General features: G+C 43.3%; 15 protein-coding genes. 13 read left to right on the plus strand and 2 right to left on the minus strand.

Features of this window, described 5'->3' with window-relative positions:
• From KHB02_RS16930 to KHB02_RS16970, 9 genes are all read left to right on the plus strand, one after another.
• Positions 1–2,100 (plus strand): endo-alpha-N-acetylgalactosaminidase family protein (locus KHB02_RS16930; RefSeq protein ID WP_241113915.1); only part of this gene is annotated, 2,100 nt, incomplete at its 5' end.
• Between the two features lie 285 nt (positions 2,101–2,385).
• Positions 2,386–3,216, plus strand: a complete 831-nt coding sequence (locus tag KHB02_RS16935; RefSeq protein ID WP_213144008.1) for an ABC transporter permease — start codon at positions 2,386–2,388, stop codon at positions 3,214–3,216.
• Positions 3,192–3,983, plus strand: a complete 792-nt coding sequence (locus tag KHB02_RS16940) for an ABC transporter ATP-binding protein (protein ID WP_213144009.1) — start codon at positions 3,192–3,194, stop codon at positions 3,981–3,983. Before KHB02_RS16935 ends, KHB02_RS16940 begins: the two co-directional genes overlap by 25 nt.
• A 51-nt stretch (positions 3,984–4,034) precedes the next feature.
• The gene (locus KHB02_RS16945) at positions 4,035–5,063 is read left to right on the plus strand and encodes an ABC transporter substrate-binding protein (protein ID WP_213144010.1); all 1,029 of its coding nucleotides are present in this window, start codon (positions 4,035–4,037) and stop codon (positions 5,061–5,063) included.
• A gap of 110 nt (positions 5,064–5,173) precedes the next feature.
• On the plus strand, positions 5,174–6,655 hold the full coding sequence (locus tag KHB02_RS16950) for a sensor histidine kinase (protein ID WP_213144011.1): 1,482 nt from the start codon (positions 5,174–5,176) through the stop codon (positions 6,653–6,655).
• A gap of 15 nt (positions 6,656–6,670) precedes the next feature.
• Positions 6,671–7,348: a response regulator gene (locus KHB02_RS16955; RefSeq protein ID WP_213144012.1), complete on the plus strand. Its 678-nt coding sequence runs from the start codon at positions 6,671–6,673 to the stop codon at positions 7,346–7,348.
• Positions 7,349–7,372: 24 nt separating this feature from the next.
• On the plus strand, positions 7,373–8,830 hold the full coding sequence (locus KHB02_RS16960; protein WP_213144013.1) for a sulfatase family protein: 1,458 nt from the start codon (positions 7,373–7,375) through the stop codon (positions 8,828–8,830).
• A gap of 189 nt (positions 8,831–9,019) precedes the next feature.
• Positions 9,020–11,707 (plus strand): glycoside hydrolase family 84 protein, encoded by a 2,688-nt coding sequence (locus tag KHB02_RS16965; protein WP_213144014.1) that lies wholly within the window; start codon positions 9,020–9,022, stop codon positions 11,705–11,707.
• Positions 11,708–12,016: 309 nt separating this feature from the next.
• Positions 12,017–15,250, plus strand: coding sequence for a chondroitinase family polysaccharide lyase (locus tag KHB02_RS16970; protein WP_213144015.1), 3,234 nt, complete (start codon positions 12,017–12,019; stop codon positions 15,248–15,250).
• 51 nt (positions 15,251–15,301) lie between these two features.
• On the opposite strand, the gene KHB02_RS16975 is transcribed toward KHB02_RS16970, so the two are convergent.
• A complete protein-coding gene (locus tag KHB02_RS16975) occupies positions 15,302–15,985 on the minus strand; it encodes a response regulator (RefSeq protein WP_213144016.1) in 684 nt (227 codons plus the stop codon).
• A gap of 32 nt (positions 15,986–16,017) precedes the next feature.
• Positions 16,018–17,190, minus strand: coding sequence for a sensor histidine kinase (locus KHB02_RS16980; protein ID WP_213144017.1), 1,173 nt, complete (start codon positions 17,188–17,190; stop codon positions 16,018–16,020).
• Positions 17,191–17,636: 446 nt separating this feature from the next.
• On the opposite strand from KHB02_RS16980, the gene KHB02_RS16985 reads away from it, so the two are divergent.
• From KHB02_RS16985 to KHB02_RS17000, 4 genes are all read left to right on the plus strand, one after another.
• Positions 17,637–18,938: an ABC transporter substrate-binding protein gene (locus KHB02_RS16985; protein ID WP_213144018.1), complete on the plus strand. Its 1,302-nt coding sequence runs from the start codon at positions 17,637–17,639 to the stop codon at positions 18,936–18,938.
• Between the two features lie 76 nt (positions 18,939–19,014).
• On the plus strand, positions 19,015–19,914 hold the full coding sequence (locus tag KHB02_RS16990; protein WP_213144019.1) for a carbohydrate ABC transporter permease: 900 nt from the start codon (positions 19,015–19,017) through the stop codon (positions 19,912–19,914).
• A 38-nt stretch (positions 19,915–19,952) separates the two neighbouring features.
• The gene (locus tag KHB02_RS16995) at positions 19,953–20,822 is read left to right on the plus strand and encodes a carbohydrate ABC transporter permease (RefSeq protein ID WP_213144020.1); all 870 of its coding nucleotides are present in this window, start codon (positions 19,953–19,955) and stop codon (positions 20,820–20,822) included.
• 15 nt (positions 20,823–20,837) lie between these two features.
• Entirely contained in the window at positions 20,838–24,251 is a 3,414-nt protein-coding gene (locus KHB02_RS17000) for a polysaccharide lyase family 8 super-sandwich domain-containing protein (protein WP_213144021.1), read from the plus strand.
• Positions 24,252–24,274: the final 23 nt, after the last annotated feature.

Raw genomic sequence — 24,274 nt, forward strand, 5'->3', positions numbered from 1 at the left:
GGCCATAAGTACAATGCGGAACTAGGTGTCCATATCAATGCACAAGAAACCTATCCTGAAGCTAAAGCATTTAGTGAAGATTTTATTGACGGTCCTAATTCTAAAGGATGGGGCTGGTTGGATCAGTCTTACACGATTAATAAATTGAAGGATTTATACTCGGGTACAAGGGCTACTAGGCTTGATGAATTAAAGGCCGCTGCCCCAGGATTGGACTTTATTTACTTAGACGTATGGTATCAAGATCAGTGGGAATCAAACCGGATTTCCGAGCAATTCCATAACCGTGGCTGGAGGCTCACAACAGAGTTTGGAACGTCCGTGGCTAATTATTCCACCTGGCAGCACTGGGCAACGGATAAGAACTATGGCGGTCCGGCCAGCAAGGGAATCAATTCTGAAGTTCTCCGCTTCATCAGCAATCACCAAAGGGATTCCTGGGTACTGAATTGGCCGGAAGCAGGCGGTACAGCTGACCACCCGCTATTAGGCGGCTTTGAATTAGCTGGATTTGAGGGCTGGCAATCGGATAAAAACTTTGACCAGTTTATCCGAATGACCTTTAATACCAATCTGCCAACTAAATTTTTACAAAAATATTATGTAATGGATTGGACCATAGCTGAAGGCGACAGAAGCAAAATCAACTTGGAAAAGGAAATTAAATTACAGGATCCAAGCAACGGGGATGTCGTTGTTGTCACTAGAAAGGATAATTCACGAGAACGTGTGATTACGCTTAACGGAAATGTTGTCCTTGATGAAAATACGTATTTGATTCCATGGGTTGAACAAGATTTCAAGAACCCAACTCCTGATTCTGAAAAACTATATCACTGGAATTTGGCAGGCGGTACCACTACTTGGACCCTTCCAGACGAGTATAAAGGGTCATCAAAAGTGTATGTCTATAAATTGACTGACCAAGGCCGCACGGATGTGGAAAAAGTCAAGGTTGTTAATAACCAGATTACATTAACGGCAGAAGCCGCCACACCTTATTTGGTCGTACCTGATAAAAAGGAAAAGGGATTGCAGGTTGGTGACTGGAGCAAGGGTGCACATATCTATGATTCAGGCTTTAATTCAGGAACCGTGAAGGATGAACACACAAAGATTGCCGGAGATAAAACGGCGGTAAGCGTGATCCGTACGAGCCAAACCGGTGATGCCCGCAATCTTAGCAGCGGCGACTATTATTTGAATTTTGATAGTCCATTGGAGCTTACCGCGGTATCAAGAGTGCTTACTGACCTGGAACCGGGCAAGGATTATGTGGCAGAGGTTTATGTAGAGAACAACAGTGATGTGAAAGCCGGTATTGCTATAAATGGCGGAGTAAAGGATGTCAGCAATTATACGCTGCGCAGCCAGCAAAAGAATTATGTAAAGGCTGATTCCCATGCTGCGAATGATGGCTACAACAGCAAAATGCAGAGAATGCAAGTAAGCTTTACCGCTACATCTAAAAAGGCAGAATTGATTCTCAGCCGAGAAGCAGGTGAAGGTGTAACTAAGTTTGATGATATCAGAATTGTTCAAAAAACCTTGAATAATAAAGTATCTCCAAATGTGTTTGAGCAGGACTTTGAATCCGTTGTTCAAGGAATTTACCCGTTTGTCATTGGCAATACGGAAGGTGTTGAGGACAATCGAATTCATTTGGCGGAATTACACGCCCCGTATACTCAAAAAGGCTGGGCAGGCAAAAAATTAGTGGATGATGTTCTTTCTGGAAATTGGTCTGTGAAGGTCAATACAGGAAACAAAGGGTTATTGTATCGAACGATTCCACAGCATTTCCGTTTTGAACCAGGTGTGACCTATACCGTTTCTTTTGACTACCAGACGACAGCCGGTGCTTATCGATTTATCTCCGGTGATCAAGAAGTCGATGTGCGTAATATTGGAGAAGCCAAGGGATTACATTTAAATCAAGCCCTTTCAGCGTCAACAGATACTAAAAGGGTTGAGTTTACTATCACAGGCTCTGAAAACGGGCAAACCTATATTGGGATTTTCAGTGACGGAGCAAGCCTTAACGGAGATACTGGAGCCGGAACATTCATGCTAGACAACCTTCGAATCGAACGCAACTAAAAAAGGCCAAACAGCCCAGCTTTAAACGGTAACAAACTGGGCTGTTTTGTGAAACAGGGTCAGACCCCCACTGCGTTAATACTTTAACGGAGCGGGGAGCTGACCTCATTTTTCGTATGAATATAATTCGTGCAGGAGCCAGCCCCAACTACAGCGAACCGGTCCAATTATTTCAGCGGTTTCAAAAAGGGTAGTAAGAAAATTAATACTATTCGCACAAATCATCCGATGCTACTATTGTCTTAAATTAATATTCAATCTTATTAAGGCAGGTGTTTAATTACTATGGAAGCGGATACATCAATAACAAACAAATCCAATCAAAAGGTATTAGTTAAATCTAATGTAAGTCGGGCAGAAGGCATCACTGGTAAGGGCTGGTTAGTTTTATCATTAGGTGTTGCAATAATCCTTTGGACTATTTTGTCTTTTATTCCCTCCACAGCAAGAAGCTTTCCAAATATTATTAAGGTCACTGAGTCCATTGGAACTATGATTCAGCGGGGGGTCTTTTGGAGGGACATTGCCAGCAGTTTAATTTCTGTTGTATCTGGTTTTTCCCTTGGCTTTATTATTTCGCTTCCTGTTGCAGTGCTGATGGCATGGTACCGGCCCATTCGGTTAATAATAGAACCTTGGATTCAATTTATTCGAAATATCCCTCCTCTTGCTTATGTACCGCTAGTCGTTATTTCAGCAGGAGTTGGACGTACACCGCAAATTATTGTTATTACAATTGCAACATTTTTAACAATGTCTATCACCATTTATCAAGGGGTAAGAAATATTGACCCTACCTTAATTAAAGCAGCAAGAGTACTAGGGGCAAAAGACCGGGATATATTTCTAAAAGTAATTGCCCCTGCTTCCCTGCCTTTCATTATGACGGCTATTCGCCTTGGGACGGCAGTCGGGCTGACTTCATTGATTGCCGCTGAATCAACAGGCGCCTCCGCAGGTCTTGGGATGAGAATTCGCGCGTTAAATAACACATTCGAATCCTCCTCCATGCTTTTGTACATTATTATCATTGGAATCATAGGTTTGATTTTTGAACGGCTTGTGAAACTTCTTGAAAGGAGGTTAACCGGATGGCAGGAAAAGAAAGAAATGTAAAGGTGAAAATTGAAAACCTCCATAAAACCTATCCTTCCCGAAATGGGGAGGTAACCGCTCTGAATGGGGTTAATCTCAATATAATGGAAAACGAATTCATAACGGTTGTCGGCCCCTCAGGCTGCGGCAAGTCGACCCTATTAAATATTATTGCAGGGTTGGAAAGGCCTACTTCCGGCAAAGTTCTCTGTGATAACCAAGAAATTAACGGAACCGGAACAGAAAGAGGAGTGGTGTTTCAACAATACGCCTTGTTCCCATGGCTAACGGTAAAAGGAAATGTACAATTTGGTATTCATCTTCAAGGAATAAAAGGGGATGAAGCGGATCAATTAGCCATGAAATATATTAGAATGGTAGATTTGGAGGATTTCGTTGATCATTATCCAAAGGAATTATCAGGCGGCATGAAGCAGCGAGTTGCCATTGCCAGGGCCTACGCTGCCAATCCCTCTGTTCTATTAATGGATGAACCATTTGGCGCGCTTGATGCACAAACGAGAACCCAGCTTCAGGAAGAGTTATTACATACATGGGAGAAGGAACAAAAGACTTGTTTCTTTATTACTCATGATGTGGACGAGGCCATCATATTAGGCCAGAAGGTCGTGATTATGAGTGCCCGGCCAGGAAGAATTAAAGAAATAGTGGATATTTCAATCCCTTATCCGCGTAATCAGGAATCGAAGATCACCAAGGAATTCTTAGATGCTAAGAATTATATATGGAGTCAGGTCTATAAAGAATATTTGGAGGTAAGAAAGTAAGATTTTGCGCACTGCTAGATTTAAAAATTTATATAAAGGGGATATGTTGAAATGAAAAGGTTTGCGAGTTTATTGGCCGTTTTACTTGTTATATTTTCATTAGTTGCCTGCTCAAGCAGCACTACTACCGGGGAGACCTATTCCAAGGATAAAAAAGGAGATCAGAAACTAACAACGATCAGTGTCGGCTATATGCCAAACTATGCCAGCTTAAATTCTGTTGTTGCCGGAATGAAGACAGGGGCTTTTAAAGAACAAGGAATTGATGTGAAATTAGTTGAATTTGCCGATGGCCCAACCATTATTGCTGCATTGGAATCCGGCAGCATTAATGTCGGGTATATTGGACCTGGTGCCCACGTCCTGCCGATTCAAGGACAGGCAGAAATTTTTGCCTTTTCACAACTAGGAAATGCTGATGAGGTTATTGGAAATGTCAAAAAAGGCGTCAAAACCATTCAGGATTTAAAAGGCAAAACGATTGCAGTAGCTACTGGGACTTCAAGTGAACAGATTCTAACAATGACATTGGCTGAAGCAGGTTTGACTACGAAGGATGTAAAGTTAATGAATATGGATGCATCCGCTATTGTAACGGCGATGATTTCCGGAAGTGTGGATGCGGTGGCAACCTGGTCTCCAAATACAAATGCAATCAAGAAGGAAATGGGTGATGATGTTGTTATGTTATCGAATAATAAGCGTTATGCCGATAAGTCCCCATCGATTGCATCTTGGGTAGTCAAACCGGGATATGCCGAAAAGAATAAGGAACAGCTGGAAAAATTCACACGCGGGTTATTTAAAGGTATGGATTACCGCACAGATCATTTAGATGAGGTAGCGAAATGGGTTGCTGAAGAAATCGCTGTTGACCCTAAATCCGTATTAGATCAAACAGGTGACGGCGAGTGGATTACAACTGATGAGCTTGTTAAACGTATTGAGGACGGAACGCTTGAAGCTTATTATCAAAAACAGCAGGAAAACTTTGTTGAGGCAGGTCGCTTAAAGAAAGAAGAAATGCGCCCGGTTAGCAAGTATGTATTATTCGATAATATGAAGAATGCCGCAAAATAAGGATGACTAAGGGAAAATAATAGATAAAAAGGCTGACACATTAGCGAAGTGACTCATGTCCATCTAGATGTAAGTCAGCCTAATTTTTTTACTATTATAGGTGATTGTGAATGCTCTTGATTTTAATGATGTTTCTTATTATTGCATCCATTCTGGTTGTCATTGTGAAAAGGAACAAGGAATCCTTCTATCTATTTGGGATGTGTATTAGTTTAGCGATCATGCTTACTGGCATTCTTTTATACATAGCGAAAAAAGGCGGAATAAGCAGGGAGTTACAGACTTTCTTTTTTTTTAATAACGGAATAAAGATGTGGATTCAATACTTTCAAATAACCTTAGACCATCTTGGTCTTATGATTGCGATTGGAAGATCGTTATTCCCTCTTTTTCTACTATTATTAGCTTTTCATTATTCCATGCCTCCATGGCTGGCTCGAAACTATTGGCTGCGGCGAATGGCCAGCTGTCTGCCTGTTTTTCTCATTATTCTATACCATCCTGTTGTGTTTCGGTTGTTAACACACGATAACGAGGCATGGAAACAGGTAATCATGCTGGGGATCAATGGTTTGTTTAGTATGTATCTTCTTGTTTCGATCATTCTACTGGTGATTGAAGCGCATTCTATTCAGATGAACTATTTTAGGCGGAAGTTTATCTGGATTATTTCCTTTATCTTATCGTTAAGTTTGTTGTATCTCCTTTATTTTGGCCAAGACCCGTCTCAGGTCTATCAGCTGTACTCTTATAAAAATGGGATCTATTATCTTAACTCTGTTTTATCGGTGCCGGCCTACATTTTAATCGTGATTGTCAATTTGTTTCTCGCCATTATCGGGTCTGCCAGTTTAATTAAGTATACACATGACCAATTTGAGGCAAACAGAGAAGAAATTACAATCCAGCGTAAATTTGAGGCGATTAGTACGGGAACGGCTGTATTCGTCCACAGTATTAAGAATCAGCTGCTTGCCAATCGGGTGGTATTTAAACGAATTCATGGTGCCATGCAGGATGGGATGGATGTAGAGAAATTAAAAGGCCATATCGATACACTCTCTCAACAAAATGAAAATATTCTTCAGAGAATTGAGGAGCTATATCGCTCGGTTAAAACAAATGTTGTTCACCTGATTCCTGTAGCATTACCGGAAGTGATTGATAGTTCACTAGAACGATTCCAGCAAAAGTATCCTGATAAACAGGTGGAGGTTCAAGTCCCTCCAAGCACGATGATCTTAGCAGATAAAGTGCACCTGAGCGAGGCCATCTATAATTTACTAACCAATGCTCAGGAGGCGGTGAATGGACTGGATGATGGGAAAGAGGAGAGGGTATCCGTCCATTGTTATAACACGAGCGAATATACCGTAATTGAGGTGAAGGATTCAGGAATAGGAATTGGGAAAAAAGAAGCGAAAAAAATATTTGAACCCTTTTATTCCAATAAGAACACGAACCAAAATTGGGGAATGGGCCTGCACTATGTAAGAACGATTGTAAAGGAGCATTTTGGCAACTTGCGTTTTGAAAGTGAAGAAGGGAAGGGTAGCACTTTCTATGTTTTATTACCAAACTTTAAAGGATAGAAGGAGTGATGACTTTTGAATCCTTCTATTAAAATTATGATCGCTGATGATATTCAATTGTTACTTGAAGATTTGACAGAATTGATTAATAGTCAACCCGACATGGTAGTGGTTGGAACTGCTGAATGTGGTAAGGACATTGAAGAGTTAGCTAGAAAAGTAGATCATGATTTGATCTTAATGGATATCGAAATGGAAACGACAACCGCGGGGATCAAGGCAGCAGAAAGAATTAGGGACTGGTGCCGGGAGGAAAAAATCATCTATCTTACCGCCCATGAAACAAAGGAAATGATTTTAACGGCTGTGGGTACAGGAGCCATCGACTATATCGTCAAGGGGACAAAAGAGGAGGACATTTTGCACCATATCCGGCAGGCTCATATTGGAAAGCCCCTTATGGATGGAAAGATTCAAGAGATGGTTTTACAAGAGTATATGAGGCTGCGGCAATCGGAAAAAAGTCTGCTATTTTTTATTAGCAATATTTCTAACCTTACCAATACAGAAAGGGCCTTGATTGCCTATCTATTAAAGGGTCTGAAAATAAAGGAAATTGCTCGTGAAAGAAGTGTGGAGGTTGTCACGGTCAAATCACAGATGGGTACATTGTTAAAAAAATTCGGTGTTTCGCGAACGAAAGAGATTGTCAAAACGATAAAGGATTTAAACTTATCGCATTTATTTTTATAAGACAATATCGGAGGTTGTTAGATTATGAGAATTGTTTATTTTGATATTGATTCATTACGCCCGGATCATTTAGGATGCTACGGGTACCAAAGAAATACAAGCCCGAATATTGATCAATTGGCGAAGGACGGGGTTCGTTTTTCACAAATGTATTGCGCCTCTTCTCCGTGTGTGCCGGCGCGGGCCAGCTTCATTTCAGGACGATTCGGCATCAATCATGGTGCTTTAACGCATTGGGGGCCGGGATGTCAATTTTATTATCCGCAAGGGGATTTCCATAGTAAGGAGATGCCTTTCTTTACGAGATATTTACGCGAAGCGGATCATCGGACGATTACTTTTTCGTCTTTTGCTGACAGGCATCATGCTTGGTGGTTCTTTGCCGGCTGGGATGAAGTTCATACCCATACGTTAAAAGGTGGAAATGAAGATGCGCATGAAGTGAATAATGCGGTTCTTCCTTGGATTAAAGAGCATGGAAAAGATGAGAATTACTTCCTGCATATTCAGTATTGGGACCCTCATTCGGCCTATACCTATCCGAAGGAGTATGCAGAGCAATTTGCGGGTAAGCCCATTCCGGATTATCCGGATGAGGCAGCGATTCAAAAACATCGGAAAGACGCCCATCCGCGGTCAGCCAAGTTCCTGCACTGGACAGAAAATTACAACACACTTCCACAGGATACAATGCCATATGAAATTGAAAACCGCGAGGACTTCAGAAAGTTGATCGATGGCTATGATGGGGGTATTTCCTATATGGATCAACACCTGGGCCAAATTATCAACGCCTATCGTGAACTGGGGATTGAAGATGAGATTTGCTTCATCATTACGGCGGATCATGCAGAATCGTTTGGGGAGCAAGGCTCTTATTTGGAGCACGGCATGGCTACAAAAGCGGTCCATCATATTCCTCTTATCGTCCGGGCACCCGGAATGGCCAAAGGCAAGGTGAATGATCACTTTACTTATAATGTCGATATTATGGCAACCGTTGCTGAAATGCTGGGATTACCTGTTCCAACAGGCTGGGATGGCACTTCGTTTCTGCCTGTTCTGAAAGATGAAGAAGTGGAGGGACGAGATTATCTTGTTCTTGAGCATGGACTATATGCCTGCCAACGAGCCGTCATGGATCGGAAATGGTACTTCCTATATACGTATCATCCAGGATTCTATCAGATTGATGATGTCATTTTATATGATCTTGAAAATGACCCCCATCAGCAGGTCAACGTGGCTCAGGACTATCCGGAAGTGGTAGCGAAAATGTATCTGCGCTTATCGAAATGGATAGAAGAAAACCTTGCAAAGAATGGGGTAGGAAAAGACCCGATGCGGGACATCCTTGCCAGCGGCGGACCGTTTCGTTACTTAGAGCCGCAAGACTGGGTTTTGCGCTTAGAAAATGCGGGCTGGCACAAAGAAGCAGAGGAGTATAGAAGGAAGTATATGAAAGCTCCGGTACAATATTAATCCTTCTGCCCTGTCAGGATGCCCGCAAAGCCATAAAGGGATGTGAAGATTTAAACGAAATTGGACCTGTCCATCGGATGAACTGTTGCTGGGGGCAGGTTCTTTATTAGGGGGTGGTCAACATGTAGTTCCGACATATTGTTGTATTCCACAAACGATAATAAAAATTCCTAATGGGAGGGGAAACTTGTGAAAAAGAAACGTCCAGTTCTTATGATGAAGAGGATGCTGTTGTTCTGCCTCGTGTTTATACTGTTCCTGCCGCCTCTATTTGTATCAAATCAATCAACTGCTCACGCAACTGCCCCGGCGAATGATACAATCAATATTTTTCCAACTCCGCAGCAATGGAAGGTTAACGGGACAGGATTTCCGCTGAATCCAGTTGTTGGGTTAGTAGTTGGCGACAAAACCGATCCATATGCTATTCAAGAGGTGGTCAAAACCTTACAAGCTCATGGTGTGAAACAGATTGTCCAAAGACATGAAGGTGAAAAATCACCAAATACACCTGTCACCATTGTAATTGGCGGCCCATCTGAAAACACAGCATCAGTCGCTGCCTTGAAAGCTCTTGGTGTCAAAGGGCCAGAAGAATTAACGAAAGAAGGCTATGTACTGGCCACTGGTCATGCAGCCGGCCATAAGACCATTGTCCTTGCAGGCAAGGATGTGGCAGGTACCTTTTATGCAGCCATGAGCTTCCAACAAATGATTCAGAAACGTTCAGGGCAGGATTGGATTCCGGGTATTGAGATTCGTGATTGGCCAAAAATGGCTCTCCGCGGCTCCGTTGAAGGGTTCTATGGAGTGCAATGGACCCACGAAGAGCGTCTCGATCAATTGGATTTCTATGGGCGCAAAAAAATGAATCAATATGTTTATGCCCCGAAAGATGATCTCTATCACCGAAATCAATGGCGGGAACCTTATCCAGAAGAAGAGATTAAGAGGCTGAAAGAATTAGTAGATAGAGCCAATCAAAATCACGTCGAGTTTGTATTTGCTGTTTCGCCGGGAGCAAGTGTCTGTCACTCGGGGGATAGCGATTTTCAGGCTCTGATTGATAAAATGCAGGCCGTCTATGATATTGGGGTAAGATCGTTTGCCTTGTTCTATGACGATATTAATAAAGATTTACATTGCGGACAAGATAAAGAAAAGTTTGCTAATGATCCAAGTCCATTTGCAGCGGCGCAAGCCTATTTACTTAACAGATTTAATAAGGAATTTATCAAAACACATGAGGGAACCGCTCGTTTAATTACAGTTCCTACAGATTACACGGGAACTGGAACCAACACCTACAAAGAGCGTTTCGCAGATCTAGTGGATTCCGATGTGATTTTCTATTGGACAGGAACTGACGTTGCGTCTCCTCAAATTACAGGTGAACAGACAAAGAAAATCTCAGCTATCTTTAAGCACGATATATTAATTTGGGATAACTATACGGCCCATGATTATAATATCAATGATTTAATCACAGGCCCGCTTACAGGCAGAAGTGCTGATCTATCCGATTATGTCATTGGGTTTCATGCGAATCCGATGAGTGGCCAGCCGGAAGCTTCGAAAATAACGCTGTTCACGGTTGCCGATTATATGTGGAACCCTGATGCCTATCAACCTGAGAATTCATGGCTAAACAGTATAAAAGACTTTAGCGGCGACCACTTTAAAACGTTAAAGACCTTTTTAGAAAATACTTATTCCTCCCGGTTTATCCAAGAGGAATCACTAACCCTGACCCCTTTAATTAACCAGTTTTGGGAAGATTACGAGAACGGAAGTGCCGAAGGGGCTGCAGGTGACCTTCTTGCAGAATTTGAAAATGTTGCCCAAGCACCAAAGGAACTTCGAAGCAATTTTAATAATAAAAAATTTCTTGAGCAAACCGAACCTTGGCTCCATAAGTTAGAATTATACGGTCAAGCGGGCCAAATCGCCGTTAATATGCTAATGGCACAGAAGGAAAACAATGGGAGTCTAGCATGGCAGCAAAGGCAAGCGCTTGAAAAAGCATTTGAAGAAACAGAGGCTATTCCTCAAGTTGTGGCAAAGGAAGTAATGGCGCCGTTTCTGATAAAGGCGCTCGAAATGAATGACAAGTGGTTAGGTATTATTAAAACACGCTCGACAACCACGATGGGCACCTACAGGGATTACAGCAAGGAAAAGATGATTGACCATAACCCTAACACATACTATTGGAGTAACCGAGCTGTTAAGGTTGGTGATTATGTAGGAATTGATTTGGGAGGCGTCTTTACCGTAAATAATGTGCAATTATTAATGGGCGCTAAACCAACATCAAAGGATTATATCCGCCAGGGTGTTTTAGAATATTCAACGGACGGCAAGAATTGGTCCACAATCGTGACTGGTGACAATAAGCTGGAAATCCAGGTCAGCGATTTAAATGTTAAAGCAAGGTATATACGATATCGGGCAACTGCAGATCAAACTCAATGGGTACAGGTACGTGAGTTTCAAGTTACAAGTGATAAAGGCACGATTCAAGTAAGCGGGACCCCAACGGCTGCTGACCACTCTTCATTAGATTACATGGCAGATGGCGATGTATTAACAGCCTTTGCGGCCAGCACGATCCCGAAGCAGGGAGATTCGCTTGTCTTTACTCTCTCACGTCCAGCAAAGGTAACAAACATTGTCATATTACAGGATACAGAGTCAACAGGTAAAGGGAAAATTGAGGTTCAAAACGAGGATGGAAATTGGATCACGGTCGGAAGTCTTGCAGACGGCTATACGATGGTTAAAGTAGATAAAACAACGAACCAATTTCGTATTCTTTGGAATGAGAGTCTTACTCCGCCTATTATCCATGAGGTCATTCCTCAATTTGAAGATTAGGCATGAAACTAGTGCTGATAGTAATTGATTGTACAAGAAAAAAAGTGCTAGGCACCGACCGGACAATAGTAAGGTGCATGGCGCTTTCACTGGTGCCATGCCGAAATATTCATTACTAGACAACCTCCGGATCGAAAGGCCAAAAAGCCCAGCTTTAAACGTTAACAAGCTGGGCTTTTTGGCCTATTTCCGGTAATGCGGTGAAGCGGCAGGGGTAAAAAGTTTTAGACTATCGCCATCTCTCAGAATCTCCCTAGAATGGTAATTGTAAGCGTTTTAGCTTATAGAAGGGGAAGGAGATGGAAGTAGATGAGAGATTCAAAACACAAGCAGCAAGATTTTCAGCAAGGGAAACAGTATCCTAAAAAAGGGGACAAGGGTTATGGAAAACGGCTCACCGCCTTAACGTTAACAGCAGCCTTAACGGTGCCACTAACCATTCTACCGCCCGAAACAATCAGCCCGAAAACGGTATTGGCCGCCTCAAGCACAGCCACTTCTGTAGGTGAGGAGGACCTATCAACTCGTGCCACGCAGCTAGAAAGTGATGCAAAAGCTCTAGGAATCCCGCTTTTCTTGTTTGAAAACGGCATCCCGAAGACGTTTAAAACAGACAACGGGGCAGCGCTCGAACTGGATGGCCACCACTCAAAGGACGGCCAACACTCGCTAAAATGGAACTACACGAGCGGCTCAACATTAATCGTCAATGAGAAAATTGGATTTACACCCTTTGTCCCTAACAATCAAGATCAATCAATCAAGTCATTTGTCGTCTGGGTCTACAATGAAAAGCCCGTCAACGACACTGCCACCTTTCAATTTGGCCGAGGCAATAACGTTGACAGCTGGTTTGACCTGAACCTGAACTTTACAGGATGGCGGACCGTCTGGGTATCATTTGAACGTGACATGCAAGGAACACCGCACCCGCACATGAACCGCATGACAGTTGTTGCACCTAAATCCGAATCCGGGACATTGTATTTTGACTCCATGATGCTATCAACTCCAATTGACCCGCGGCACCATACCCCGGATGCTCAAGTACCATTTGTGAATCCGGGTATAATGGAAGCGGCAAATGCCCATTGGCTTGGTCTCCTGAATTATTCCAAGCTTACACCTCCAGAACCTCAAACCGAAGTAACCGAAGAGAACTTGGCCGGTATCCGCCGAATCGAAACAAAATTCACAGAGTTACTTTTTAAAAAGCAAAAGGTAACAGATACGCTGCTAGCTGACATTCGCAGCCGCAACAAGTCATTCGGAATATCCCGTGATGAATATGGAATACACGGCACTTCCCTGTTTATGCCGCATTTTGATCAGGCACCGGCGGCCATAAAGCCAGCCTTTAAAGAGCTTAGCAATACAGCCGATCTTAGAGCTTTCACCGACTTCATGGATTTAGTCGCAAACACTTTTCTTTCTGCTGAGGACGAGGCGACCAAAAACGAACTGAAACAGATGTATATCGACTTGGTCGACCATTTGGCGGACCAGGGCTGGGCAGACGGGAGCGGGCAAGGAACAATGCACCATCTCGGCTACAATATCCGAGGGTTTTATTCGTCTGCATTCCTGATGCGGGATGTTTTAAAAGAAGCCGGTCTTCTGGAGCGGACTCAAAAAGCTCTGTTTTGGTTAAGTGGTGCAGGAAAAATTTATACACCTAAAGAAGAGGTTGTCAGCAATATCGACATCTTAAACACCACCTTAAATGGAATGCTGGCCAGTATCCTTGTCCAGGAGGATTCGAAGGAAAAAATAAGAGATATGGAAAGCTTCACCTCTTGGCTCTCGCAAGGACTTGTTCCGGCAAATGGATTAGACCCTGCCTTTAAGAAGGACGGCTCAGCCTATCACCATGACAATCATTACCCAGCCTATGCAAAGGATGCCTTCACCGGGGTTACACCAATTATGTATGTATTATCAGGAGGTTCTTTTAGAGTTACCGAGGCTGCCCATGAAACATTGAAAAAGGCATTGATGTCAATGCGCCTGTATTCAAACAAAACCCAGTGGCTGATCAGTGTCGCCGGGCGACATCCGGATGGAAAGGGTGCGTTGACCCTGCCTCCATTCCGGTATATGGCGTTGGCGGGATCTCCAGACGGAAAAGAGCCGATTGACCATGAAGTGGCGGCCGCTTATTTAAGGCTTATCGACAAGGATGATACATGGTCTAAGCAGTTTAAGCAGCAGGGTATTACGGCAGAGGCAGCCCCAACCGGATTTTGGTCGATGAATTACGCCAATCTTGGCATTCAAAGACGGGACAACTGGCTTGTCGGTGTGAAGGGCTATAGCCGATATTTATGGGGGAATGAAACCTATCAGGATGCCAATTTATATGGCCGTTATATGTCCTACGGGCAAATGCAAATCATGGGTGCCTCAAATCATCAAGACAGCGGCTATGTGCAGGAAGGCTGGGATTGGAACAACTGGCCAGGGACCACGACGATTCATCTGCCATTTGAAAAATTGCGTTCGGATGTTCGGAACGTCGACCGTTTCAGCGGCTTTGAGGAAATGCTGATTTCTGATGAAACCTATTCTGGAAGCCTAAGCTTTCAAGGACAAAACGGCATGTTCGCGATGAAACTTCATGAGCATCCAAAATATGACGGCTCCCATCGGGCCCGGAAATCCTATTTCTTCTTCGACAATCGGATTGTCGCGCTTGGTTCCGATATTGAAAATAATAACAGTGAATATCCTACGGAAACGACACTGTTCCAAAACTACATGGAAACAAAAGCAGAACCGGTGTGGATGTCGAAAACAGGGGCCATTTCAGAATTCCCTTATAAAAATCAGCTCTCCCTCACACAGGATGCCTGGCTGGTTGACAACAAGCATAATGGTTTTTATGTACCGTCTGGACAAACCATTTCCATTACGAGGTCACTGCAACAATCCAAGAACCAGAAGGACGGGTCAGACACGTCTGGGAATTTTTCAACGGCTTGGATTGATCATGGGAAAGCACCAAAGGATGGAAAGTACCAGTATGCTGTTTTGGTGAATACGAATGAAAATCAAATGGCCGAATTTGCTGCCTCCATGGAAGACCCTGGGAAGACCCCTTACACGGTCCTCCAGCAGAATCGGTTGGCCCATATCGTTCAAGACCGTCTAACTGGGATTACAGGCTATGCCTTGTTTGAAGCAAACGACTCTATCAACCAAGGAATCGTGCGAGGTGTCGATACCCCATCGATGGTGATGACGAAGATGGATGGAGAAAAGTTAGTCTTGAGCGCGGTTGACCCTGATTTACGCTTATACGAGGGTACCGAAGCGGACCAATATGATGAAAATGGGGTGCAAAAGGAAGTCAGCATCTATTCCCGTACATGGCGCCATGCTGAAAGTATCATGCGTCCGATGAAGCTGACTATTGTGGGGGAATGGACACTTGCTTCAACAGATTCCCGCATCAGAATTCTCTCATCAGAGAATGGCCGCACCGTAATAGAATTTGATTGCAAAGATGCAGAACCATTAGAGGTTGTCCTGCAGCCAAAATAAGACGAGGGGACGGTTCTTCTGCTTTTGAAGCAGAAGAACCGTCCCCATGCATCATGATATATCCTTAATCAAATCAAACAGTCGCAGTTCGTTGACTTCGGTGATGATTTCTTTGGTGCTGTTTTTGTCGAATTTTTTCAACAGGCTGCTGATTTGCTTTTTGATGGTTTCGACTTCGACGGCGCGGATGTCAGCAATTTCCTTACGCTTTAAACCGCTGCAAAGCAGCTTTAATATCTCGAGTTCGGATTGAGTTAGGTTGGCAATGATTTTAAAAAAGTACGTTAATTGATCTTCTGATTTTTTGATGCGGGCAAACTCCGTACGAATTTTTTCAGCGATGATCGGCCGGATGGGCGATTGGTTGTTGTAAGCCGAATAAATCGCTTCTATGATTTCTTCCTTTGGAGCCGCTTTCATTAAATAGTCGACAATGCCGGTTTGAAAGGCGGCAAAGACAATATTATTATCCTGGTGAACCGTCAGCATAATGATCTTTGTTTCAGGCAAAATCTTATGAATCTCTGAAGCTGCCTTAACCCCCGCCATTTGACTTTCCATCTCAATGTCCATTAAGACAATATCCGGCTTCTTAATCGCCGCATAGGCCACAGCCTCATAGCCGCTTTTGGCAGAAGCTGCGATTGAAAGGTTGTCCACGCTGTTGATGATTCTTTCCAGCCTTCTGCGATGGGCTTCCATGTCGTCTGCTATTAAAATATGAATATTTTCCACGAAAATACCTCCCCCCAGATACGGGGTATATTTTATACCCTTTTTACCAGTGGCAATAGAATATCAAACTGTGTATATTTACCTATTTCACTTTTAACCTCTATCTTGCCGCCGTGTGCAGTGATTACCTTGTGGCAGAATGATAGGCCGATTCCCCAATTGGTGATGCTCGGTTTTGTAGAGAAGAAAGGAGTGAAAATTTCTTCTACGTGTTCGGCTTCGATTCCCGGGCCGTTGTCCCGAATCGAAATGGTGCCCCACTGATCCACATAGTTTACGCTGACCCAAATGAACCCGCCGGCATTAGACAGTGCCTCCACTGAATTTTTAAGGATATTATTGAGCACTTCATTGATGTAATCTTCATCCATGTAGACAAGGATGTTGGAATTTGTTTGTTCAAATTGGATCTCAACATTCGTCAAATTGGAACGAAACCGTTGAATGGCCCTTTCGATGGGGACATCCAGTGGAACTGCCTTAATGTTTAAAGTGATTTGCTTCAGCTTATCATTTGCTTGATTAATGCTTTGGAACGACTGCTCGCACGATTCTGTAATGAGTTTCAGGCTGTACAGCGCATCTTCATCATCGGCGAATTTCTCCTGTAAATATTCAGCCTCGGAGCGGATCGCCAGCAGATGATTTTTGATCGCATGGGTGAAGGCTCGAATCCCGAGTGAGGCGGTGTCAATTTTCTTTTTGGTAATGATATTGATGTTGGAATAGCGCGCTTCGTTTGCTTTGAATTTGTAAATATTATAGAGCATGATACCGATTGCTCCAATTGCCAGCAGAGGGAAAAAGCGATATTCCATTAAAAACAAGTTAATCGAAGGCTGGACATAATTGATAAAGCTTTTACTGAAGGTAATTCTGACAAAGTTGGCAGGTGCCCAGTAAAAAATGAACAGGTGTACAAAGGTTAATGGGAGCAAACTAATAGTGATATAGAATGTATGGTCCCGAATCGACCTTAATTGGTAATAACGGATGTAATGGTACAAAAATAAGGAAAGGCTAAGAACCAGATACGTATCATTCATCACTTGAAAGACAATATCTCCCGTATGGCTCCATTGCTCATAAAAATCCATTTTACCTGCCTTAAAGGCCCAATCCTGAAGCATTAGATTAAGACTTGGATCGTAAAAAAGAAACTGAACGATCCCGACAATCCCTAGACCCAGGTAAATGAAACGCAATCTAGGATGACTCCTAAGACTGCTGATAAACGAAATAGAAAAACTGAGGAAGGAAAAATAAAATAAGATAATCCCCAGGTTAAACAGCCGAATTAACGTATGAACATTAAAGTTTCCCAGGACAAGACGATTCCAGGTTCCCGGGCCAAAATCAATAAACTGGTTCACAATATTATAGTAATTAAATTTTGATAGATAAAGGGTGAATGAAATATAGGCCAAAATCCACCCGATAGTCAACGTACATAAAAAGAATATGGATCTGCTGCTAAGGTATTTATAGATAAAAAAGATTAAAAAAACCATAAAAATCAAGCATAGAAAAATCACGATCGTCACTCCCGGCTGCAAAAAAGGGGGAAGAAAATTTTCGACTTATTTCGAAAAGTGGAAACCCTTACACTGAGTATATAACAAACTATTAAAAATTTTAAGGGGGACAATGTATGAAAAAACGTTTTAGTTTAGTGGCATTATTGCTTTTATGTTTTAGTTTGATTGTTGGCTGTTCCAATGGGGAAACAGAAAAGAGCAGCGCAAAGCCAAAAGAAGAGAAGAGTTCCAATGAAAAAGTAAGTTTGAAAATGGCTGTTTTCCCTGCAGATGAAGCTATTTTTAAACAAGGCTATGAAAATTTCAAAAAGGATCACCCGAATGTCGACATTACATTCGAAACCTTCCCGCAGCAGCAATATTATGAAAAAATCCGCATGCAGCTTTCTGGCGGAGAAGGCTATGACCTATTTACTGGTCAAATGGATAACATGGTAGACACAGGAATTCTGGCACCGCTTGATAAGTACATTAAAGACAGCGGTGTGGATGTTTCCGGATACGGCTCCATGTATGACACTTATAAATATGAAGGCAAAGTACTCAGCCTTCCATACCGTAAGTCCAATTGGATGCTCTACTATAACAAGACTTTATTTGATCAAAAAGGCGTTCCATATCCAAGCGATGATATGACATGGGATGAGTTCCGTGAATTAGCCAAGAAAATGACCAGCGGAAGCGGAGAAAACAAAGTATACGGCGCTTACCTGCAGCAATGGCCGCAAACTTGGTACATGGGCGCTGTTCAAAAGGGTGCATCGATTATTGATAAAGACCTGAAACCATTTAAGGATGCACTGCAAACAAGGGTTGACCTTGAAAAGGACGGTTCGATCATGAAATGGTCTGAACAGGTATCAACAGGAGCACATTATAATGCCGCCTTCCAAAAAGGGAATATTGCGATGAACATCATTGGCGATTGGCATGTTGCTCAGCTTCGTCAGGGGGAAAAAGAAGGAACCTTAAAGTTTGACTGGGATGTTGTGCCAATTCCGCATCCAGAAGGCGTTGCCAAGAATACTTCATTGGCATTGCCAGTTTCGATCATGATGAACAAAAATACGAAGCATCCAAAAGAAGCATTTGAATTCCTGAAGTACATGACAGGTAAAGAAGGGGCAGAGCTTCTTGCCGGAGCAGGCTATTTAACTGGATATATGGACAAGGATGTGGAAGCGGCTTATCTTGGCGACGGTTCACAAAAGCCAAAGAACCTTCATTATTTCTTGGAAACAAAAGAATATCCAGAATACCCAATGTTACCAGGTGTGAAAAACGTTGTCGTTGAACAAATCTTCAAGCAAGAGGGAGAGCTTGCCTTGCTTGGCCAAAAATCAGTTGATGACACCATCAAAGACATCACGAAACGCGTAAAAGACGAATGGGCAAGTAAGTATGGAGAAAAGTAATTAGCATTGAACTTGGCACTGCTCTAAGGTCTTCATACAGCAGTGCCAATTTTTTTAAAAGAAAGGATGAAACAGTATGAAGCCTGGTAAAGCTGTAAAATCGAAAGCGATTAGGCGAAATCGAATCACCGCTTATACCTTTCTTCTGCCAAATATTATTGGCTTCCTTGTATTTATCTTCGTTCCCGTGATTGCCTCCTTCTTTATGAGTTTCACCTCTTGGAATGGCTTTGGGAATATCGAATTTATTGGACTAGATAACTATAAACAGCTGTTGAAGGATGCTAATTTCAAAATTTCATTTATTAATAGCATCCTGTTCATGTTAATCTCTGTCCCGATTACGCTATTTATTTCGGTGTTGATCGCGATTGCCTTAAACCGGGGTATCCGCTTTGTCAAAGTGTTCCGGACGGCCGTTTTCCTGCCGTATGTCACAGCGACAATTGCTGTTGCAGCTGTCTGGCAGCTTATCTTTAACCCGTCAATGGGTCCGATTAACGGAACGTTAATGAAGCTGGGGATTGACTCACCTCCCGGCTGGCTATCATCGCCATCCTGGGCGTTAATCTCCGTATCAATCGTCTATATTTGGCATTCAGTTGGCTATTATATGATTCTATTTTTAGCGGGACTGCAAAACATCCCAGATTATCTTTACGAAGCAGCCGAATTGGACGGCGCGGGACCGATTACGAAGTTTTTCCATATCACGCTGCCATCATTATCTCCTGTATTGTTCTTTACCACGATCATTGGTGTGATTAACTCGTTTAAAGTATTTGATTTAATCTATGTGCTGACAGGGGGAGGACCGGGCCGGTCGACCCATGTGCTCGTCTACGACATTTACAATACAGCCTTTAAACAATTTGAGTACGGGTACGCCTCAGCGATGGCTTATGTATTGTTCTTAGTGATTCTAATCATCTCGATCATCCAATTTAGTGGGCAGAAAAAATGGGTGAACTATTAACCTATGACTAAACCGACAGAAAGGAGCGGAAGTATTGTATGAATATTGCTACTGAAGCTCAAGTCTATACACCAGAAGTAAAAAAGAAGAAAAAATTCGCGGTTGGCCAAGCCATTAAGTACATCGTGGTTATTTTAGTTTCCTTGACGATGGTCCTTCCGTTTGTTTGGATGCTGTCTGCTTCTTTGAAACTGGAAACGGAGATTTTCGGATTTCCCATCAAGTGGATCCCGGAAACATTCCGCTGGGAAAATTACAAGGAAGTTTGGACGGCTGTTCCCTTCCATATTTATTACTTAAATACGTTAAAAATTGCCGTCATCACAACCATTTTGGTGATTATCAACAGTTCACTGGCCGGCTATGCGTTTGCGAAAATTAAATTTCCGGAAAGCAACCGCCTGTTTTTCATCTATGTGGCCACAATGATGATTCCATACCAGGTCATGATGATTCCGCAATTTATGCTGATGAAACAGCTTGGACTCGTGAATACGCACTGGGCACTGATTATTCTTGGCGCCTTTAATCCATTTGGGGTGTTCCTGTTCCGTCAGTTCTTCCTATCGATCCCGGATGAATTGCTGGAAGCAGCAAGAATCGACGGCTTGAGTGAGTTTGGCATCTACTGGCGGATTATCCTGCCATTATCCAAACCGGCCATCGCGACACTCGTCATTTTCTCATTCATGCATTCCTGGAATGATTTCTTGGGACCGTTAATCTATCTGACATCGGATCATTTATACACATTGCAGCTGGGCATCCAGCATTTTATCACTGAGTATAACACCGAGTATTCCCTGCTAATGGCGGCAGCGGTATCGGCAGTTGTGCCAACCATCATTGTTTATTTCTTAGCACAGGATCATTTCATCAAGGGAGTTGCCAACACAGGAATCAAATGATAAAGGAGCGAACTGATGAACAAAAAGCCTGCAAAAGGATTGTCTGTTCTGATCATACTGTCTTTACTGATTACCATGTCCGTCAATGTACCATTGATTTTTGCTGATGATAGCGCTGTTCGTTTAGTAAACACAGGATTTGAAGAAACGCAGAAGGCTGCGTCCGGTTGGGACCAATTAGGCGCAGCCAACTGGAGCGTGTGGAAGCCGACAGGAAAACCAATTGTATCGATTTCCGAGGATGCCGCCCACTCAGGAAAATACGGGTTGAAAATTACAGCCGCCGAAACCGCACGAGCATCTGTAAATCAGGATGTCCCTGTAAAAGGTGGAAAAACCTATTTATTAAGCACGTGGCTGAAGACGGATAATATCGTTAGCGGCCAGGGGGCACGGATAAGGGTGACCACCTTTGAGAAAGGGCAGCAGCTTGACCTCCTTTACTCAACTCGGCTAACAGGGACTCATGATTGGTCACAAATCAAGATGGAGGTAAAGCCTCCGCAAAATTGCGATAGCATCCGAGTCCAGCTTTTCTTTGAAACAGGAACAGGAACCGTCATGTTTGATGATGTTTCCCTACAGTTGATTGACCCTGCTACATCGATTGCGATTGAAAATAAGGATGTGACGATTAATGAGCAGGAGACAGCGGTTTTGAATGCCAAAATGGAACCCGCTGACGCCAGCTCAAAGATTTCTTGGTTTTCAAGTGACAATTCTGTTGCCACAGTGGATAACAACGGCACGGTAACCGGAGTAAAAGCCGGTGAAACCGTGATTATGGCAGTAACGGATAATGGCCTGACTGCCACTAGTACGGTTAAGGTTTTAAGAAATGACGCCCTTGAACGGCCAGCGATTGAACAATTGGAACTGTCTCCAAAACAACTATCATTATCGGCGGGGCAGCTACGCCTGCTGCAAACGCAGGTTACTCCGGGAAATGCAGACGCCGGCCAGCTTGTCTGGACGTCTTCCAATGAAGAGGTCGCTTTAGTAGAGAACGGTCTTATCGAAGCGAAATCTCCGGGAACAGCGGTCATTTCTGTTGCGACAACTGATGGGCAGATTAAAAGTGAAAGTCAGGTCACTGTTACAGCCGCTGTCCAGGACGAGTACGATCAGCTTCGTCATAAGTGGGAAAACCAAATGACCAGTCTCGACTACTACGATGCTTCGAATGAACGAATGAATAAACTGTTGGCCAGCCAAACGAAATCGGAGCAGTCCTTATGGAGGACGATGGTCAAAAATAAAGATCGTTCTTTCCTCTGGTATGAGTACAGAAGCACTGATAATTCAGCCGATATTCGCGACAACTACCGGAATCTGACGACCATGGCCAAGGCATTTGCTAATGAAAATTCGGCCCTTTATCGCAACCCGCAATTGTTAAAGGATATTGAAGATGCCTTAGAGTGGCTTTATCAAAACCGCTATAACGAGAATATTCAGCAGTATAGCAACTGGTGGCACTGGGAAATCGGAGTGCCGAATGAACTAAACAGCATTATGGTGCTTTTATATGATTATTTAGATCAGGAAACGATTCACCGCTATCTGAATGTGATTGATCATTTTCAGCCCGATCCGACTAAATCAGGTGCGACGACTCCTAGTAATTACCGCGAAGCAGTCGGCGCCAACCGTATAGATGTCAGTAAGGTAGTTGGCGTGCGCGGCGTTCTTGTGAAGGATGGTGCGAAAATCGCAGCAGCTCGCGATGCACTGAGCCAAACCTTTGAAAACGTGACATCAGGCGATGGTTTTTATGAAGATGGTTCGTTTGTTCAGCATGAGGACGTTGCCTACACCGGTTCTTATGGAAATGTGTTAATCGAAGGGTTGACCGATCTGCTTGATTTATTAAGCGGTTCGACCTGGGCTGTTACGGACCCTAAAGTGTCCAATGTTTATGACTGGATTGAAAATGCTTTTGAACCATTCATGTATAAAGGTGCGTTGATGGATATGATCAGAGGAAGAGCGATTTCCCGCAGTTTCCTTCAGGATCATCAGGCCGGGCAAACGATTACCAAAGTAGTGATCCGGCTGGCGCAATTTGCACCAGAACCGTATGCAGCGAAATATAAGAGTATGGCCAAATCGTGGCTTCAAGAAGATACGTACCTAGATTATCTTTCAAGCTCCAGTAATTTCAAGGACATGGTCCTGGCTAAGCAGCTGTTGGACAATCAAGACGTTAAGCCAAGGGGCGAGCTTGATTACCATAAGACCTTCGCGTCGATGGACCGTGTGGTGAACAGAAAACCTGGGTACGCTTTTGGCATCAGCATGTATTCTAACCGGATTCAAAACTATGAAGATATGAATGATGAAAACCGAAAAGGCTGGTATACAGGCGAAGGGATGACCTATTTGTACAATGCAGATCTCGCCCAGTACAGCGATGATTTCTGGCCAACCGTTGACCCGTACCGGATGCCTGGAACGACTGTTGATACGATGAAGCGGGCAGACGGCAGCGGGGAGCATAATTCACCAGAGTCTTGGGTTGGGGGATCGACGCTGGACCGATTTGGTACAGCAGGCATGTCTTACAAAGCTTGGAATAGTTCGTTAACAGCCAAAAAATCATGGTTTATGTTCGATAACGAAATTGTTGCTCTTGGATCAGGAATCACAAGCGGGGATAACAGAACAATTGAGACGATTGTGGAAAATCGGAAAATCCGCGATAACGGATCAAACGAACTGATCATTAATGGGGAAAAACCAGACTTAACCGATGGGCAAAACCATACGGCTGATGCCAAGTGGGCGTACCTGGAAGGAAATGTGCCGGGGTCTGATATTGGCTATTACTTCCCGGATGGAAAAACTCTTACCTTGAAAAAAGAACAGCGGACTGGCGCCTGGAAGGACATCAATTATACTGAACCAACGAAGCCAATTACGCGTTCCTACGCTACGATGTGGTTTGATCATGGTGTGAATCCTGCGAATGACACATATTCCTACGTGCTATTGCCGGGCTTAACACCGGAACAAACAGGCCAATATGCCGCCCAGCCGGAGATTTCAATTTTACGAAATGACACGGCCGTTCAAGCGGTGCAGGAGCTAAAGGAAAATATCATTGGGGCAAACTTCTGGCTGGATGAAAAACAAACAGTTGGGCCATTAACCGTTTATCAAAAGGCGTCTGTTACGATGCAGGAGAAGGATGGCGTACTGACACTGGCCATTTCCGACCCGACGATGCAAAATACCGGCACGATTGACATTGATTTTGACGGAAAAGCCTTCGAGGTTCTTGAAGCCGACGAACAGGTGCAGGTTGTGGAAACGAAGCCTTCCATTAAATTGAAAGTGAACGTCAATCAGGCACATGGAAAGTCCTTCACTGTCAAATTAAAAATGATTCCAAGTGTAAAAGGAAACAGTCCACATTCGATTAGATAAATGTAAGAAAAAAGGAGCGAGAC

The organism is Neobacillus citreus, from assembly GCF_018343545.2.
GTDB lineage: Bacteria > Bacillota > Bacilli > Bacillales > Cytobacillaceae > Neobacillus > Neobacillus citreus.